The sequence below is a fragment of the Litorimonas sp. RW-G-Af-16 genome, assembly GCF_048319245.1.
In the GTDB taxonomy this organism is placed as follows: Bacteria; Pseudomonadota; Alphaproteobacteria; order Caulobacterales; family Maricaulaceae; genus Litorimonas.
Genome location: NZ_CP166993.1, coordinates 2449342 through 2466036, shown reverse-complemented (window position 1 = coordinate 2466036; position 16695 = coordinate 2449342). Strand labels below are relative to the sequence as shown.

At 55.3% G+C, this 16695-nt stretch carries 17 protein-coding genes and 1 riboswitch; of the genes, 11 read left to right on the top strand and 6 right to left on the bottom strand.

The features are described 5' to 3' along the window. Positions 1-27 precede the first annotated feature (27 nt). Positions 28-987, top strand: coding sequence for a glutathione synthase (gene gshB, locus AB8615_RS12115; RefSeq protein WP_409432830.1), 960 nt, complete (start codon positions 28-30; stop codon positions 985-987). Here gshB and AB8615_RS12110 read toward each other — a convergent pair. From AB8615_RS12110 to AB8615_RS12100, 3 genes are read right to left on the bottom strand one after another with little or no spacing between them, the layout of a single operon-like run. Then, positions 984-2201, bottom strand: coding sequence for an NAD(P)/FAD-dependent oxidoreductase (locus AB8615_RS12110; RefSeq protein ID WP_418152444.1), 1218 nt, complete (start codon positions 2199-2201; stop codon positions 984-986). The genes gshB and AB8615_RS12110 overlap by 4 nt on opposite strands. Before the next feature lie 45 nt (positions 2202-2246). Beyond that, positions 2247-2789, bottom strand: a complete 543-nt coding sequence (locus AB8615_RS12105; protein WP_409432828.1) for a demethoxyubiquinone hydroxylase family protein — start codon at positions 2787-2789, stop codon at positions 2247-2249. Next, positions 2779-3294, bottom strand: coding sequence for a disulfide bond formation protein B (locus AB8615_RS12100; RefSeq protein ID WP_409432827.1), 516 nt, complete (start codon positions 3292-3294; stop codon positions 2779-2781). Before AB8615_RS12100 ends, AB8615_RS12105 begins: the two co-directional genes overlap by 11 nt. Positions 3295-3469: 175 nt before the next feature. Here AB8615_RS12100 and AB8615_RS12095 point away from each other — a divergent pair, with 175 nt between their 5' ends. Then, complete coding sequence (locus tag AB8615_RS12095; protein ID WP_409432826.1) at positions 3470-4171, top strand: helix-turn-helix domain-containing protein; 702 nt, start codon at positions 3470-3472, stop codon at positions 4169-4171. 101 nt (positions 4172-4272) lie between these two features. Further along, complete coding sequence (gene ispG, locus AB8615_RS12090; protein ID WP_409432825.1) at positions 4273-5418, top strand: flavodoxin-dependent (E)-4-hydroxy-3-methylbut-2-enyl-diphosphate synthase; 1146 nt, start codon at positions 4273-4275, stop codon at positions 5416-5418. Positions 5419-5474: 56 nt separating this feature from the next. Here ispG and AB8615_RS12085 read toward each other — a convergent pair whose 3' ends face one another. From AB8615_RS12085 to AB8615_RS12075, 3 genes are read right to left on the bottom strand one after another with little or no spacing between them, the layout of a single operon-like run. Continuing rightward, on the bottom strand, positions 5475-5810 hold the full coding sequence (locus tag AB8615_RS12085) for a DUF6481 family protein (RefSeq protein WP_409432824.1): 336 nt from the start codon (positions 5808-5810) through the stop codon (positions 5475-5477). A gap of 59 nt (positions 5811-5869) precedes the next feature. Next, a complete protein-coding gene (locus AB8615_RS12080; protein WP_418152443.1) occupies positions 5870-8116 on the bottom strand; it encodes a TonB-dependent receptor family protein in 2247 nt (748 codons plus the stop codon). A gap of 12 nt (positions 8117-8128) precedes the next feature. Next, positions 8129-8326, bottom strand: coding sequence for a hypothetical protein (locus AB8615_RS12075; protein WP_409432822.1), 198 nt, complete (start codon positions 8324-8326; stop codon positions 8129-8131). 172 nt (positions 8327-8498) lie between these two features. Between AB8615_RS12075 and AB8615_RS12070 the strand changes: the two genes are divergently transcribed. The 8 genes from AB8615_RS12070 to ilvC all read left to right on the top strand — a co-directional run bounded on the left by AB8615_RS12070 (position 8499) and on the right by ilvC (position 16676). Then, positions 8499-8951, top strand: a complete 453-nt coding sequence (locus tag AB8615_RS12070) for a hypothetical protein (RefSeq protein WP_418152442.1) — start codon at positions 8499-8501, stop codon at positions 8949-8951. A 110-nt stretch (positions 8952-9061) separates the two neighbouring features. Beyond that, positions 9062-9688 carry a CC0125/CC1285 family lipoprotein gene (locus tag AB8615_RS12065; protein WP_418152441.1) on the top strand — a complete coding sequence of 209 codons (627 nt, stop codon included), beginning with the start codon at positions 9062-9064 and terminating at the stop codon, positions 9686-9688. Between the two features lie 136 nt (positions 9689-9824). Beyond that, complete coding sequence (locus tag AB8615_RS12060) at positions 9825-10172, top strand: DUF983 domain-containing protein (RefSeq protein ID WP_409432819.1); 348 nt, start codon at positions 9825-9827, stop codon at positions 10170-10172. 92 nt (positions 10173-10264) lie between these two features. Then, positions 10265-11248 (top strand): hypothetical protein, encoded by a 984-nt coding sequence (locus tag AB8615_RS12055; protein WP_409432818.1) that lies wholly within the window; start codon positions 10265-10267, stop codon positions 11246-11248. A gap of 64 nt (positions 11249-11312) precedes the next feature. Next, positions 11313-11438, top strand: a riboswitch (SAM riboswitch). A gap of 58 nt (positions 11439-11496) precedes the next feature. Beyond that, positions 11497-12465: a homoserine O-succinyltransferase MetX gene (gene metX / locus AB8615_RS12050; RefSeq protein WP_409432817.1), complete on the top strand. Its 969-nt coding sequence runs from the start codon at positions 11497-11499 to the stop codon at positions 12463-12465. Further along, positions 12462-13613: a cystathionine gamma-synthase gene (gene metB, locus AB8615_RS12045; RefSeq protein WP_409432816.1), complete on the top strand. Its 1152-nt coding sequence runs from the start codon at positions 12462-12464 to the stop codon at positions 13611-13613. The genes metX and metB overlap by 4 nt, the downstream gene beginning before the upstream one ends. A gap of 345 nt (positions 13614-13958) precedes the next feature. Beyond that, positions 13959-15626, top strand: coding sequence for a dihydroxy-acid dehydratase (locus AB8615_RS12040; RefSeq protein ID WP_418152440.1), 1668 nt, complete (start codon positions 13959-13961; stop codon positions 15624-15626). Positions 15627-15647: 21 nt separating this feature from the next. Then, the gene (gene ilvC, locus AB8615_RS12035; RefSeq protein ID WP_409432814.1) at positions 15648-16676 is read left to right on the top strand and encodes a ketol-acid reductoisomerase; all 1029 of its coding nucleotides are present in this window, start codon (positions 15648-15650) and stop codon (positions 16674-16676) included. Positions 16677-16695 lie beyond the last annotated feature (19 nt).

Sequence of the window (16695 nt, the reverse complement as noted above, 5' to 3'; positions counted from 1 at the left end):
CACAAGCGGCGCAGAATGGAGACCTCTATGACCGCCTCACATCCCCTGCGCGTTGCCTTTCAAATGGACCCGATGGAGGGTGTGAATGTTGACGCGGACACGACGTTTGCCCTCGCCGAAGTGGCTGCAGATCGGGGCTATGAGTTGTTTGAATACGGCCCTGAACACCTCGCCTATAATGCGGGAGTAATCCAAGCCAATGTGCGGCCCATGACCGTGCGCCGCGAGCCAGGCAATCATGTCAGCTTTGAGCCGCGACGCGTCATCGACTTGGGCAAAGATATTGACGTTGTTTGGATGCGCCAAGACCCGCCCTTTGACATGGCCTATATCACCGCCGCGCATTTGCTAGAGCGGCTCAAAGGTGAAACCCTCGTGGTCAATGATCCCGAATGGGTGCGCAGCTGTCCTGAGAAAATTCTGCCGCTGGATTACCCAGAGCTGATGCCAGAGACGCTAATCACGCGCGACCGCGAGGCGATTGACGCCTTTCGCACCAAGCACAAAGACGTGATCCTCAAGCCGCTCTTTGGCAATGGCGGGGCGGGCGTGTTTTTGGTCAAGGACGGCGATAGCAATTATGACAGCTTGCTGGAAATGTTCATGGAAAGCTCGCGCGAACCGATCATCGCGCAGGCCTTCCTCAAAGACGTGGCCAAAGGCGATAAGCGCATCATCATCATAGACGGAGAGCCCGTCGGCGCGATCAACCGCGTGCCCCAAAAAGGCCAGACCCGCTCCAACATGCATGTCGGCGGCACGGCTGTCCCGACAGAGCTAACTCAAGACGACCTCCGCATCTGCCACGCCATCGGCCCCATGCTCAAAGAACGCGGGCAGATCCTCGTCGGCATCGACGTCATCGGCGACAAAATGACCGAAATAAATATCACCAGTCCGACAGGCGTGCAGGAATTGAAACGCTTCACAGGCGTCGACGCAGCCGCACTATGTTGGGACGCGATTGAGAAAAGGTTGGGAACTTAAATAACCGCTTTCTCAATAATCGGGGTGTTGTTGGGAATTCGGCTGTAATTAAAGGCTGACATATCGAGGGTGCGGTATTCACCGTAGATCAGCAGTTCAGCCATCGCGCGGCCCATAGCAGGGGATTGTTGCAGGCCATGACCCGAAAACCCATTGAGAAAATGGAAGTTTGTCACCTCTGTATGCGGACCGATGATCGCGTTGTGATCAAACACATTATAGGCGTAATGCCCTGCCCATTCAGTCTGCACTTTAATGGCCTCAAACTGCGGAATACGGTGTGCGAGAACGGGCCAGACATGGCTCTCCCACAGACCGAAATCCATCGTGAAATCATCATAATCGACGGCGGGGTCAATCTCTGAATGTGCGCCGCATTGATAGGTGCCGCCCCCATTTTCGCGGACATATACGCCTGTCGGGTCAATCGTCAAAGGCAAGTCTTGCTCCAGCGGTTCGGAGGCGGCGAAAATCCAGCTATAGCGTTTGCGCGGCTCAACAGGCAGCGTGATGCCTGCCATTTTCGCTGTGCGGTCCGCGCGCGGGCCAGACGCATTCACGACTTGTCCGCAATTAATTACGTCGCCAGATTTCAACGTGACGCTCTCAATCTGACGGCCAGATGTGTTCTTGGTCATCGCAACGACTTCGTTAGATATATAGTCAACGCCGCGCGCGCGCGATTGCCGCCGCCACGCATCAAAAACGGCTGTGCCGTCCCAATAACCTTCATCAACTAAATTGATCGAGCCTAGTAAGATATCGTCAACATTGTAAAATGGATAAGCCTGCTGGATCGCAGCGGCGTCCAGTAATTCCGTCGCTGCGCCCGCTGCGATTTGCACGGCTTGGCTCTCGCGCAGCACATCTGCGAAGGGTTCATTATCGGCTAAATACATATAGCCGAAATTTTGGATCGACAGCTCTGGCACCAGATCATCGCCGCCCATATAGTCGCGAATGTTCTTCACAAAGTCTGCCGCGAATTGCGAAATTTGGACATTCAAAATGTTAGAAAATTGTTGCCGCATACATGAATTCGTGTGCGCCGTGGAACTATTCACATAGGTCGAGTCTTTCTCGACGACCAAGACTGATCCCGTAAAATCAGCCATGTCCGAGAGAAACCACGCGACTGACGCGCCCATAATCCCCCCGCCAACAATCACGACATCATAAGACGGGTGTGGCGGGAGATGCGATAAAGAGGCCATGCCTAAAAGCCTATAGAATTTCGGCCACCTGTCGAGACCGCCTCCCTATATTTTCTCCGTAATTTTAATCGCTGCGTGGCACCCCGCTGTAATCAAGCGCGACAGCACCGCGTAGCCTGGCGCTTCTTTCGCGCCGCCGGCGATTGCGGTATCTCTATGGTGTAATTCGTCTTCGCGGAATTCGGCGAAGGTGGCGGCGAGGGCGGGGTCTTCGTCTTTGATCTCTTCGGCTTGCGCGCCGTAATGCTGCTCAATGACTGACTCAACAGCTTCGGTGCAAGCGTGGGCGGCTTTCTCGCCCATCAGCGCAGTGACCACACCGAGGCCGTAGCCCGCGACATTCCAGATCGGCGTCATGACGGTCGGGCGGACATTGCGCTCGATCAGTAGGGCGTCAAATGCGTCGAGATGCTTTTGCTCCTCAGATTCCATCTCGCCGAGTTGGGCAGCGATTTCAGCGGTCTTGGCATTGGCTTTGAACACCGCTTGCTGCCCGCGATAGATCGCCACCGCGCCGTATTCACCTGCGTGGTCGACGCGCAGCATTTCTGCGATACGAGGATTTGTCCGAGGTTTATTATGCGCCATGACGGCCTCCTATTTTGGCGAGCACGACTGTGATGGCGGCTCCGCCAAAGGAGAGTATCGCATTCCACGCGGCCATGCTCAATCCGAGAAAATGCCACACCGCCTCGCTGCAAGAGGGCGGCTTGATTGGCTTATCCAGAGCCGCGAGCGGGTCAGCCGGATCAAACGCGAAGTCACCCACGCCGCCCGCGCTACATTCTTTGGGGCCGTCCCAAAATCCAAACTCAACACCCGTGTGATAGGCGCCCAGCCCGCCGCTGACCAGCAGAGCCAAGACGGTCAGAGCGAGTAACGGCGTCCGTGTCTTCGGCGACATGAGCCCGATGCCAAGCGCCAGAGCGGCCAACACGATCACCGCTTTGTGCGCGTGACGCTGCCAATAACACATGGTGCACGGCGCGTAGCCAAAGCCGTATTGGAATATCCACGCCCCCACCAACAGGCCGCTGGACAGCAATAAGGCAAACAGGGCGGCGGAAGCCGGGTGGTGCGTGATAGCTTTCATACCCTTTATATAGGGCGGCTTGATTGGCTTGTCATGTGACGGATTGGCCAGAAATTATGGCCTAACTGCGGGAAATCCTTGCAATAATCTGCCAATTTGTTAACGAATTGGCAGGGCGCGTTTGATAAATCTGTAGGTTATGAACGCCCCCTTTCCGAATCAAACCCTGTTGCACATGGATCAACGCCATATTGGTGCGCATCTGGCTGCGCGTCGGGCAGAATTGGAACTGAGTTTATCGGACGTGTCAGACGTCACAAATATCCGCACAGATTTCCTCCAAGCGATTGAGACGCTGAACACGGATGCCCTGCCCTCTATCGGCTATGTGTTGGGCTATGTCCGCACCTATGCGAAAGCCGTCGGCCTGGACGGGACGGACGCCGTGGCGCGGTATAAAAAAGATGTCGAAGTGCCTGATGATCTGGGCATGCGCAACCGCCCGCATTATGTGCCAAAGACAAGCATCCGCCTGCCGCGTGGGATTATTCCAGCGCTCGGCGTGGTTGGCTTTGCGGTCATGTTGTTCACTTGGTACGGCGTAAATACGGAAACCGTCGCCGCCCCCACAACAGATAGTTTCGGCGTGAACGAAGCCGAGATCGAGCCAAGCGCCGTTGTCAGGTCTGACATGCTAACACTAAAAGCGACAGCGCCGAGTTGGGTGCAGATCAAAGACGCTGGCGGCACATCGCTGGTTTCGCGGATTTTTGTAACAGGCGAAACGTGGCAAGCGCCGCGCAATACGGGCTATACCGTGTCCGTGCGGGATGCGGGCGCTGTGGATATTTACCTCGGCGAGACAGAATTGCCGCCGCTGGGCCATCAGGGCGAAGCGATTTACGATGCGCCGCTGGATTACCTCCTGAGTCAATAAGCTTACCCAATAAACTAGGTCCAAAACTTGGGCCAAAAGGCCGCCCCTTTCCGCCGATATTTCGTCTTTAATCTGACACAGACACGGGCTACACAGACCCTATGAGCCAGACCCCCACAGACATCTCCCAAATCCGCCCTTGGCGCCATATTGAACGGCGCAAGTGTCGGCAGATTATGGTGGGCAAAGTGCCTGTCGGTGGCGATGCCCCGATTGCGGTGCAATCCATGACCAATACGATTACCCACGATGTCGGCGCGACGGTCGGGCAAATCCTAGAGCTGCAAGAGGCAGGCGCGGACATTGTGCGTGTCTCTGTCCCTGATCCCGATAGTGCGGCGGCCCTCAAAGAGATCGTCAAAGAAGTCCAAGTCCCCCTCGTCGCGGATATTCACTTCCATTATAAGCGAGGTATTGAAGCGGCAGAAAACGGCGCGGCGTGTTTGCGGATCAATCCTGGCAATATTGGTGGGCAGCACCGCGTCAAAGAAGTCGTCGCGGCCGCGCGGGCGCATGGGTGTTCTATTCGGATTGGCGTCAATGGCGGGTCGCTGGAAAAAGAGCTGCTGGAAAAATACGGCGAGCCTTGTCCTGACGCGATGGTCGAAAGTGCGCTTATGCACGCCCGCATGCTAGAAGACGAAAATTTCCAAGATTATAAGATTTCGGTCAAAGCATCTGATCCGTTCCTGACCGTCGCCGCCTATCACCAACTGGCAGAGCAGACGGACGCGCCATTGCATTTGGGCATTACAGAAGCGGGCGGGCTGCGCATTGGGACCGTGAAATCTGCAATCGGTATGGGTAATTTGTTATGGGCAGGGATTGGCGACACGATCCGCGTCAGCCTGTCTGCTGATCCTGTGGAAGAGATTAAAGTCGGCTTTGATATGCTAAAATCGCTCGGCCTTCGCACGCGGGGGGTGAATATTATTTCCTGCCCGTCCTGTGCGCGCCAAGGTTTTGACGTGATCAAGACAGTGCAGACTTTGGAAGAACGCCTCGCTCACATTTCAGAGCCGATCAGCCTGTCGATTATTGGCTGCGTTGTGAACGGACCCGGCGAAGCGATGTTCACGGACATAGGCTTTACGGGCGGCAGTGCGGGTTACGGCATGATGTATCATGCGGGCAAAAAGACTGGCAAAACCGATAATGACGATATGATCAACGACATCGTTCAAAGCGTCGAAGCCAAAGCCGAAGACATCCGTGCCCTGCGCGAAACGGCGGAAGCTGCTGAGTAAGGCATAAAAAAACAGCCCCGAAGGGCTGTCTCAAAAATCTGATATATGAAGATGACTTACCTGCGGTTTTTGCGGGCGGCGTATTTTGCATCGCGGCGCGCTTTTTGCGCACGGATAAGCTCTTCTTGCGCTTTTTTCTTTGCGACTTTCGCAAGCTCAGCTTTGCGCTCTTTTTCCAATTTCTCAGCAGCCGCTTTTTCGCGTTGCGCTTTCTTGGCGGCTTCGCGTTCTGCGTCGCGCTTGGCGCGGGCTTCATTGCGGGCGGCCCGCTCTTCCATGAGGCGCTGCTTCTCTTCTGGATCAAGCTCCGCCTTTTTGGCACGCTTGAGCATGGCGAGCTTCGCCTCTTTTTGTTCTTTCAAACGGTCGTTAAAATTTTGACCCGGGATCATATAAATTGCCTTGCAGATTAAGGGGGATGGTTGTTGGCCGCTATATCGCGGCCTTTCACCTAGAAATCAAGGGCTAACCCTGCGAAAACTTCGCGCGGCTTGCCGGGGCGCAAACCATAAGGCCGCCGCGCCGCGACATAGGTATCATCCAATAAGTTCTCGACTTTCAGCTTCAACCGCACCCCGTCTTTGAGGTCATAGTAAGCGGCGGCGTCGACGACTGTGCGTGGACCGACTTTCTCAGACGCTGGAATATCGCCCTGCCCCGCAACATTGCGCGCGGTGGAAACCGTGTTGACCACAGCGTCAATGCCGAAGCGATCGCCGTGGACGCCCGCGCTGACTGTTAACTGGTGACGCGGCACATAGGGCAGCGCATCGCCCGCGACCACATCGCCCCAAAAGCTGTCAGAGAAGCTGGTCTTGATCTCGGATTCCGTGAAGGAGTAGGCGAGGCTGACTGGGATGGAGAGGCCCGTCTCGACGCTGTCGGCAAGGTCATGTGACGCGGTGAGTTCGAGGCCGTAGACATCAACTTCGCCCGCATTAAACGCATCGCCAATATCACACTCATTGCCGCCAGAGGAGTTCATACACTCCCCGAGCAGGTTGGAATAATCGTTGAAAAAGCCAATCGCATCGAGCTTAAACCCGCTATCGCCGCGGTAGCGCATACCGCCTTCAAACACCGTGCTGGATTCTGAATCCGTGCTTTGACGCGAGGAGACGGGCGCAGCCGAGAAACCTTTATGCACACCGCCCAAAATAGAGACTTGATCCGTAATGTCGTATTTTGCGGATAAGGCAGGCAGCCATTTTGTGTAGTCATTGTCCCTTGCGCTATCAGGCGCGAGCGCGCGGTCAGGTGTGTTCCAACGGCGCTGGCTTGTTGAGACGTCCTCGACGCGTAGCCCTGCGGTGACCGTCATGTCATTGATAACGATGCGGTCTTCGACATAGGCCGAAAGTGCTTTGGCATCAGACAGACGGTTGGCCTGCGTGCCAGGTGCATTATCTGTCGTCAGAACTAAACGCGAATTATCGATGCGGTAGCCGTCTTGCTCTTGGAAGCGGTCAACCTCGTCTTCGTGGTAACGGATGGAGGCGGTCAGGTTATGGGTGATACCGCCCGCGTCGATCTCGCCTGCGACCGCCGACTGGATGCCTTGTGCGTAATAGGTCCGATTATTCGCGCGAAGCTGCAGCACATCGTCGGGCGACACATATCCAGCGGCGCCCTGCAATACCTCAAATTCAGCGCTGCAAAGGACTGGCGCGCGGAGGATTTCATCGAGTGCATTACAATCGCCGCTGCCCGATAATTGACTGTTGTCAAACCGATCGAGTTTAAACCAATTCCGCGCAAATTCTGCACGGTAAGCAATCGTGGTCAGGTTCCAGCTATCGCCCAAATCTATGTTATGGGTTAGCTGATACGTTTTATGATCATTGGTCATCTGATCTAGCTGGCTAGCATTATAGCGCTGATAGGGGTTCGTATCGAAATCCGCTTGCGTCAGGCCGAGATAGGTTTCGTCCGACACTTCATCCTTATATTGAAACTTCAATTCCAGCGATTGATTGGCCCCATAAATCCCGCCTTTGAGGACGTAATCTTCAACGTCAAATCCTGTATCGCCTGTGTCGAGGTCTTTAAATCCATCGGCGTGATCTTGATAAGTTTCAATCAGGAAACCGAGGTCTACATCACCTGCCTCGAACCGATTGCCCGCATAGGCGTGCGCTTTCACGCGGCCCAAATCAGATACCATAATATCGGCGTGGGCTTTGGCCTCTGTCGGGATGGGGGTCGAGAAAAGCTGCAACGCGCCCGCCGTCGTATTGGGGCCATATTTAATTGTCGCCGGGCCTTTGGTCAGTTCGACAGCGCTCATGCGGCCTGTGACGGGGAAGTAATAGGCGGCTGGAGCGGAGTAAGGCGCGGGCGCCATCAGCACACCGTCTTCCATAATCACGACTTTGGACGATCGGTCCGCACCCGATCCGCGAATCCCGATATTGGGCCGCAGGCCGTAGCCGTCTTCTTCTTGAATATTCACACCCGGGGCGGCGCGTAGAACGCGGTTGATGTCCGAATAGCTCTGCAAAGCCAGTTCTTCGGGGCCAATAAATGTGATAGAGCCTGTCACATCGTCCACTGAATTGACGGTGCCGATCACCGTGATTGTATCAATCGCGTTGAGCGCGCGGGGCGCGGTGGCATCACTATCCTGCGCAAAGCTTGGCGTCGCGATGAGGCACGCAGTTGTCAGGGCCAGCAGGCTGGCAGAAGTTTTGAAGGTCATAAGGTTTTTTCTTTATTTATTTTTAGTGGAATTTTGAATTTGATCCGCGCGAAGCGTCCGATCATTTAAAGGTGTTGCGAGAGGCGCATCCGCATCAAACAAGCTCGCAATCCGCAAATGCTCAGACGCCAAACGCTCGGATGGAAGCGGGCCAACTCGGTCTAGCTGCATTAACTCAGCAAACATTTCGGGGCAGGCTTGAATAATCATAGTCTCGGCATTTCTAGTTGCGAATGGTTCTCATTAACGAGAGCTATAGCTCCGCAAACATAAAAGCGCAACTGCAAATCATTCGCAAATACGTCTTTTTTACATGCATGACGAGATGTCGCACGCCGCGAGGCACGTCTCTTGACCCAGTTTTAATTTGCGCAAATGCTCCGTGCGGCTAAGAACACATTATGGAGCCGATCACGACGACCAAAGCGCAGCCCCGCCCCCTGCCAAAGGGCGGCAGGCAGATCGGTGGGCCGCGATCATTGCCGCTCTGACCGCAGCTCTTGCGATAATTGGCAGCGTCATTTTCTTTGCGGGTTTTGTCGCCAATGATAGCTATTTCGGCGCAGTGGTCTCGGCCTTTGCATTCACCGTTTTGCTGGGAGCCTTCGCTGTCGGGCCGCCCTTGATCATCGCGCGGATCGCGTGGCGGGCCTATCAGAAAGGCGCCACGCAAAGCCAAGCCGTATGGAGTTTTGTGCTGGCCGCGCCGTGGTTGGCTCTGTCGATTATGCTGATGCTCTATACGCCTCTGCCGGTTTGGGTGAGTGGCTTGGCCGTTCTGGCATCTTTGGTTTTGACGCTCTGGGCGCTCGTGACGTTTATTTTGGAGCGCTGACAGCCCTGTCATCACGCGATTGTGCACGTTTCATTACGGATAGTTTAGGAATCCTTCAGGATAGGTTCAGCCTAATGCGCGTAGTTATAAGTGTAACCAAGGAGAAACAGATGAAATTACTTCGTCAATTAGCGCTTGGCGCCTCCGTTGTCGTCTTGACAGCCTGTGCCACAGCCACCCCCTACCAGCCAGCGTCCAAGCCTGGCGGATTTGACGGCTTTAGCCAAACCATGATCGAAAATGATCGCGCACGCGTCACCTTTGGCGGTAACTCGCTGACCAAACGCGACACGGTCGAGAATTACCTGCTCTACCGCGCAGCCGAAGTCGCCATTGAGCGCGGCTTTGATTACTTCATACTCGAAGAGCGCGATGTGGAACAAAACAAACGCGTCTCTGTGCGGCCAGGTATCGGGGCTGGATATGGTGGTCTTTATGACCCCTATTTCAACTATAGCTTCTATCGCGGCGGCTATGGCTGGTCGCGCCCCTATCGCTATAGCCACTTTGGCGGATTCCGTCGTTATCGTGGGTTTGGATATAATGCGTTTTATGACCCCTTCTACGATCCGTTCTTTAACGACATCGACGTGCGGGAAATTACGAAGTACCGCGCTACGGCAGAAGTGAAGTTCGGCAAGGGGCCAAAACCCCGCGCGCAGGACAATGCCTTTAATGCCCGCGAAGTGATCCAAAACCTCGGCCCGACGATTACCTTCCCCGAAGCCAAAGCGTAGCGGTCAGACATTATAGACTTAAATTAAACAGCCCTCGGTTTCACCGGGGGCTTTTTCATGCGTCAAATCAATCAACCGCAAAAGACTAAGACAGAAAGTGGCTTGCGATTATACCTCTCTGCGTTATGGGGAAGCCATGAAATTACGGACAGCGATATTCCGCGGAATGCGCGGCAAATGCCCAAATTGCGGCGAAGGGCGGCTGCTAAAGTCTTACCTGACGCCTGTTGATCATTGCGCGAATTGCGGACAGCCCTGGGCGCATGTCCGCGCCGAGCTTGGCCCCGCTTGGGCATCCATGACATTGGCGGCGCATATCGTCGTTCCGATCTATCATTTCTTTATCTTTGACAGCCCCATGCCGAATTGGCAGCAGATTGGATTGCTCAGCCTGATGGCGATCGGCATTTGCTTGCTCGCCCTGCCGCGCATGAAGGGGTTGTTCATGGCGATCGTCTGGGCGAAGGACACTGCCGACTCCTAGCGGGACACCTCTCACTCCATTTGGCCCCTGCTTTGCAGCTTAACCGCTACGGCGTCTCATAATGGGACGCCCCACGGTTAATGGAGGCTTACATGGCGGTATTTAACAATCGCAACGGCAATGATGTCTTTCGCGGGCTGAACAGCGAATATGATCAGGTCGATTATGCGGGCCGCCTGCGCGACTATACGTTCACGCGCAACGACAATGGCTCCGTCACTGTGACCCACCCGACTTTTGGCACTGACACATTGTGGAGCATTGAGGGCTTTTGGTTCTCTGGCGAAGCGCGCTGGTATTCTATAGATGACGCGATCCAACTGACCGCAGGATCGGGTGGCTTTATTGACGAAAACGGCACGATCACTGGCACAACTGGCAACAATAATCTGGTCGGCACAAATGGCACAGACATATTTTACGGCGACCGCGGCAATGACACCTTTGACGGGCGCGGCGATGAATATGACCAAGTCGAATATGACGGCGAGTTGATCGAATATACATTTACACAAAACGCCAACGGGTCTGTCACAGCCTCTCACCCGACATGGGGGCGCGATACGCTGATTGATATTGACGGCTTCTGGTTCATGCGGGAGCAGGCGTGGTATTCGATTGAGGACGCGATTGCGCTAACGCAAGACCTGCCAACTTTCCGCCTCGATGCGGATGATGTGCTCAACGGCACGCCGGGCAATGACGTTATGCGCGCCGAGGCTGACGGCACGAATTTTTACGGCGGAACAGGCAATGACCGCTTTATCGGGCGCAGCAATGCCTATGACCAAGTCAATTTTGACGGCGATGTGGAGGATTACGTCATCACCGCCAATAACAATGGCAGCTTCACCTTCGAGCATCCTGTTTGGGGCCGTGATACGCTGGTCAATATTGACGGGATTTGGTTTAACGGCAAAGGCGAGTGGTATACACCCGAAGATGCCGCCCGCGCCAATAATATCGTCTCTGATGTTTTGACCAAGGCACAAATGGACAGCGTCTACCAAGCGCCCATCGAGTTGCCAGAAGACGATAGCGCGACAATCATCGCCGAATATTTCGACGCCATGTAGCAAGCCTTTATGTAGCAACGCCATTGCGTCTTGACCAAGACCGCTCGCTGGCGCATATCGTCCTCACTCATCAAGACCGACCGAAGGACAGGCCTTTTGACGTCGGAGCAACCATCGCATTGACGCAGACGCGTGAAATGCGTCAGGTGCTAAATCCTGCGACAGCTTTTGGGCTGGCGAAAGATGAGATCGGCGAAAGCCCGTCTCTTTTTTTGTGCGCATGATTTGGCCCTAAGACAGGACTGACTATGCCGCGTGATATAGATTTGCCACTGGGAGACACAACGCTGGAACGCGGCTGTGTCTTGATGGGCGACGCGGTGAAAGCGCGGATCTACGGCCCCGAAGGAGCTCCGATCATCGTCGTGATGGGCGGTATTTCTGCGACACGGTTTGTTGCCGATGCAGAGCAGCCGTCGGAACGCAATCAAGGGCGCGGATGGTGGTCACGCCTCGTCCATGCGGGCGGGCCGATCGATACGAACACATTTCAAGTCATCGGCCTCGACTTCGCGCCAAATGACGGCGACGGGGCTTGCCCTGAAACAATCACGACGCGCGATCAGGCCAACCGCCTGAAGGCATTGCTCGATCACCTAAAAATCGACCAAGTCGCGGCCATTATCGGCAGCTCTTATGGCGGCATGTGTGGGCTGGCCTTTGCGCAAGCTTTCCCAGACCATGTGGCCAAGCTCTGCGTGATTGGAGCCGCACATCGCCCCTATCCGATTGGCGTCGCGTGGCGCGGAATACAGCGCCGTATCGTGCGGCTCGGCCTTGAGGCTGGCACGCCGAAGGAAGGGCTAAAGCTCGCGCGCGAACTCGCCATGACGACCTACCGCACGGCCGAAGAATTTAGCGACCGCTTCACGCTGGAAGAAACATCGCATAACCCCGCCATGTTTGATATTTGCGATTACCTCGGCAGTCGCGGTGATCGATTTGCCGAGCAGATGGACGCCAAGCGGTTCATCGCCTTGTCGGAATCCATTGACCTGCACCGTGTGGAGCCCGAAGCGATTACCGCGCCGACATTATTAATGACGGCGATTTCCGACCAACTCGCCCCCCTGCCCGATATGCGCGAACTCCGCGACCGCCTCAAAGGCCCAAGCGAATTATTCACCTTCACCAGCCTCTACGGCCATGATGCGTTCCTCAAGGAATACGATGCCATGGGCCCGAGACTGGCAGAATTTTGTGAAAGCCTCTCATGACCGATAAATCAAAACAGACCAAGCTCGTGCAGGCGGAGATCGGGGTGGATAAAACTTTCGGCGCGGTCAGCCCGCCGCTATATCTGTCGTCCACTTACCGCTTTGAGCAATTTGATCAGCAGGGCCAGTATGATTACGGACGCGGGGGCAACCCAAACCGCGACGCGCTGGGGGCTGCGATTGCAGACCTTGAAGGCGGTGCGGGCGGCATTGTCACGTCATCGGGCATGGCCGCGATTGATCTGGTCACAAATCTATTCAAGGCTGACGACCTGATCATCGCGCCGCATGATTGTTACGGCGGCACGCACCGCTTACTCACTCACCGCGCGGAGCAAGGGCGTCTGCGCGTCATATTTGTTGATCAGAATGACCCAAAAGCGCTCGACGCCGCTATAGCTCAGCAGCCGAAATTAATTATGATTGAAACACCGTCCAATCCGCTCATGCGCTTGGTCGATATCGCCGCGATCTGCAAAGCCGCGAAAAAAGTCGGTGCACAAGTCAGCGTGGACAATACGTTTCTGTCCCCCGCGCGGCAGCTGCCGCTCGACCTCGGTGCGGACTTCGTCATTCACTCGACAACGAAATATCTCAACGGGCATAGCGATGTCATCGGCGGCTGCCTCGTCGCCAAGACGGCGGAACACGCGGAGCAGCTGGCATGGTGGGCGAATTGCACGGGCGTCACGGGCGCACCGTTTGATAGCTACCTGACCCTGCGCGGGATGCGCACACTCTTTGCGCGGATGGATATTGCGGAGCGCAACACGCAAGCGATTGCGAAATTTCTGCACAAGCACAAAGCGGTTGAGGCTGTCTATTATCCCGGCTTGCGATCTGACCCCGGGCATAAGCTGATGAAGCGGCAGCAATCCGGGCCTGGCGCGATGTTGTCTTTCACGTTGAAAGGTGGGCGCGATGCGGCGAGGGTCTTTCTTGAAAATATCGAGGTGTTTCAGATGGCGGAGAGCCTTGGCGGGGTCGAAAGCCTGATTTGCCACCCTGCCACCATGACACATCGCGGCATGGCGGATGAGGCGCGGGAGATTGCGGGCATTGGTGATAATCTTGTGCGCCTATCCGTTGGAATCGAGGCGGAAGATGATTTGATTGCGGCTTTGAAGAATATACTTGTGCAAATTTGACAATTTAAGGAATATTTTGCCTCTTTTATAGTGAATCAGATTCGATTTGCCGCAAATTTTTCCCTTGAGCCGCGCGTCAAGAGTCGGTATTGGATTTCAAAGCGAGGATTATATGCACCCATATAAAAAGACAGAGCCAAAAGTGAAAGTCGCTGCCCGTGCAGTGGACGCGACACCTATGGTCCTGCTTCTTCTTGTATCTGTTGTTATTGTACTCCTTAGCGGAGCGTTGAGCGGGATGTGAATTAGGCAGTAGACCTAAACCGACCCGCTCCTCCCCGAGCGGGTTTTTTATTGACCAAATGGTCGAGACCGAAAGGTCACATGAGTAAAGAGAGAGACGACATGAGCAAGCGCTCTGATGCAATCGTAAAAGGTCCAAGCCGCGCCGCTGCGCGCGCTATGTTGCGCGCCTCTGGCATGGATGACGAGAATTTCGAAAGCCCGATGATCGCGGTCTTCAACACATGGACCAATATGGGGCCGTGTAACATGGATCTGGACAAGCTGGCCGTTCCAGTCCGCGCAGGTATTCGCGCCGCGGGCGGGACGCCGATCGACTTTAACTCCATCGCTGTCTCAGACGGCATCACTATGGGCAGCGAAGGCATGCGCGCCAGCCTGATGAGCCGCGAGGTGATTTGCGACTCGATCGAACTGGCCGTCAAAGGGCACTCGCTGGACGGCGTCATTATATTGGTGGGCTGCGACAAGACGATCCCAGCGGCGGGCATGGCGCTCGCGCGGATGAACGTGCCAGGCGTTGTGCTTTATGGCGGCTCTATCATGCCGGGCCACCACAAGGGCAAAGACCTGTCTGTCCAAGACGTCTTCGAAGCGGTCGGCGCATGCGCAGCAGGCATCATTGACGAAGAGGAATTAAAAGACATTGAAAAAGCCGCCTGCCCAGGCGCGGGCGCATGTGGCGGGCAATTTACGGCCAATTCTATGGCGATGGCTATGACCTTTCTCGGCCTCTCACCTATGGGCGTCAATGACGTCCCTGCCGTGCATGAAGACAAGAATAAGAGCGCTTACCGTGCGGGGCAGATCGTGGTGGATTGCGTGAAGCAAAATCGCTTGCCGCGCACGATGATCACCAAAGCCTCGTTGATGAACGCCGCGATTGCTTTGTCAGCCACGGCCGCCTCCACCAACGCTATTCTCCATTTGCTCGCGATCGCGACAGAGGCCGAAGTTGAAGGCTTTGACATTGACGCCTTTGATCACGTCTCCCGCACAACGCCCGTCATTGGCGACCTGAAACCCGGCGGGAAATATATGGCCTATGACCTGTATGCTGCGGGCGGGTCTGGCCTGATCGGCAAGCGATTGATCGAGGATGGTCGCATCGAAGACCAGCCCACGGTCACAGGCCGCACTCTGTTTGAAGAGATTATGGACGCCAAAGAAACGGATGGCCAAGACGTTGTGTTGGAATTCGCCAACCCTGTGAAATCGCGCGGCGGCTACGGCATACTCTACGGCGACATGGCCCCCGAAGGCTGCGTCGTGAAACTCGCGGGACATGGCGCGTTATTCTTTGAGGGCACAGCCCGCGTGTTCGAATCTGAGGAAGCTTGCTTTGAGGTCATGCAAAATAACGGCATTAAAAAAGGCGACGTTATCATCATACGGAATGAAGGCCCCGCTGGCGGGCCAGGCATGCGCGAGATGTTGGGCGTGACAGCCGCGCTCGTCGGACAAGACCTCGCCGATCATGTCGCCCTCATCACGGACGGGCGGTTCTCTGGCGCGAGCTACGGTTTTGTCATCGGACACGTCGCCCCCGAAGCGGCACATGGCGGGCCAATCGCCTTTGTCCAAGACGGCGACACAGTCACGATTGATGTGGAGGCCCGCACGATCAATGTCGATGCCGATCTCACAGCCCGCGCGAAAGGCTGGACACCGCCCAAGCCAAAATATCCCAGCGGCGCCTACGCCAAATTTGCCAAACTCGTCGGCAGTGCCTCCAAGGGCGCGGTTACCTCTTTTCCTTTTAACGATTAAACCACCACAGGACTTACTCCCATGTCATCTCTCGATATCTATTACGACAAAGATTGCGATCTCTCGATCATCAAGAAAAAGAAAGTCGCCATTTTGGGCTATGGCTCGCAAGGTCGCGCCCATGCGTTGAACCTGAAAGATAGCGGCGTCGACGTTGTTGTCGGCCTGCGTCCTGACAGCTCGACCAATAAGAAAGTCAAAGCGGACGGCCTCGAGTCCAAAGCCACAGCGGACGCCGTCAAAGGCGCAGATGTTGTCATGGTTCTAACACCTGATGAGTTGCAAGCTAAGATCTACCGCGAAGATATCGAGCCGAACATCAAAGACGGCGCAGCCCTGGCTTTTGGTCACGGCTTTGCGATCCATTACGGACAAGTCGACCCGCGTCGTGATCTGGACGTCATTATGATTGCACCGAAAGCCCCGGGCCACACGGTTCGCAATGAATTTGAAAATGGTCGCGGGATTCCTGACCTGATCGCGATTGCGCAAGACGCCAATAATGGCTTCGCGCTAGAGCTTGCCAAATCCTACGCGTCGGCGATTGGCGGCGGGCGCACAGCGATCATCCACACAACATTCAAAGACGAGACCGAAACAGATTTGTTCGGGGAACAAGCGGTCCTCTGCGGCGGCGTTGTCGAATTAATTAAAATGGGTTTCGAGACATTGACGGAAGCGGGCTATCCCCCAGAGCTGGCTTATTTCGAATGTCTGCACGAAACCAAGCTGATCGTTGATTTAATCTATGAAGGCGGCATTGCCAACATGAATTACTCGATTTCCAACAATGCGGAATACGGCGAATACGTCACGGGCGAAGCGGTCGTGAATGACAGCTCACGCGAAGCCATGCGTCAAGCGCTGAAGAACATCCAAAACGGTGACTACGCGAAATCCTTCATCCAAGAGGGCGCACTTGGCTACCCATCCATGACCGCGCGTCGTCGTAATATGGCCGCGCACGAGATCGAGCAAGTCGGCGGCAAACTCCGCGACATGATGCCGTGGATCGCTGCGAATAAAATCGTCGATAAGGATAAGAATTAGTCATTGCAATTTCCCCTCA

Excerpts from the sequence above, each read along its gene's own strand:
- AB8615_RS12055 (WP_409432818.1), top strand. The coding sequence starts at position 10,265 with ATGGCGGTATTTAACAATCGCAACGGCAATGATGTCTTTCGCGGGCTG.
- AB8615_RS12105 (WP_409432828.1), bottom strand. The coding sequence starts at position 2,789 with ATGGCGCATAATAAACCTCGGACAAATCCTCGTATCGCAGAAATGCTG.
- AB8615_RS12065 (WP_418152441.1), top strand. The coding sequence starts at position 9,062 with ATGAAATTACTTCGTCAATTAGCGCTTGGCGCCTCCGTTGTCGTCTTG.
- AB8615_RS12075 (WP_409432822.1), bottom strand. The coding sequence starts at position 8,326 with ATGATTATTCAAGCCTGCCCCGAAATGTTTGCTGAGTTAATGCAGCTA.
- ilvC (WP_409432814.1), top strand. The coding sequence starts at position 15,648 with ATGTCATCTCTCGATATCTATTACGACAAAGATTGCGATCTCTCGATC.
- AB8615_RS12110 (WP_418152444.1), bottom strand. The coding sequence starts at position 2,201 with ATGGCCTCTTTATCGCATCTCCCGCCACACCCGTCTTATGATGTCGTG.
- ispG (WP_409432825.1), top strand. The coding sequence starts at position 4,273 with ATGAGCCAGACCCCCACAGACATCTCCCAAATCCGCCCTTGGCGCCAT.
- AB8615_RS12040 (WP_418152440.1), top strand. The coding sequence starts at position 13,959 with ATGAGCAAGCGCTCTGATGCAATCGTAAAAGGTCCAAGCCGCGCCGCT.
- AB8615_RS12060 (WP_409432819.1), top strand. The coding sequence starts at position 9,825 with ATGAAATTACGGACAGCGATATTCCGCGGAATGCGCGGCAAATGCCCA.
- metX (WP_409432817.1), top strand. The coding sequence starts at position 11,497 with ATGCCGCGTGATATAGATTTGCCACTGGGAGACACAACGCTGGAACGC.
- metB (WP_409432816.1), top strand. The coding sequence starts at position 12,462 with ATGACCGATAAATCAAAACAGACCAAGCTCGTGCAGGCGGAGATCGGG.
- AB8615_RS12080 (WP_418152443.1), bottom strand. The coding sequence starts at position 8,116 with ATGACCTTCAAAACTTCTGCCAGCCTGCTGGCCCTGACAACTGCGTGC.
- AB8615_RS12085 (WP_409432824.1), bottom strand. The coding sequence starts at position 5,810 with ATGATCCCGGGTCAAAATTTTAACGACCGTTTGAAAGAACAAAAAGAG.
- AB8615_RS12095 (WP_409432826.1), top strand. The coding sequence starts at position 3,470 with ATGGATCAACGCCATATTGGTGCGCATCTGGCTGCGCGTCGGGCAGAA.
- AB8615_RS12100 (WP_409432827.1), bottom strand. The coding sequence starts at position 3,294 with ATGAAAGCTATCACGCACCACCCGGCTTCCGCCGCCCTGTTTGCCTTA.
- gshB (WP_409432830.1), top strand. The coding sequence starts at position 28 with ATGACCGCCTCACATCCCCTGCGCGTTGCCTTTCAAATGGACCCGATG.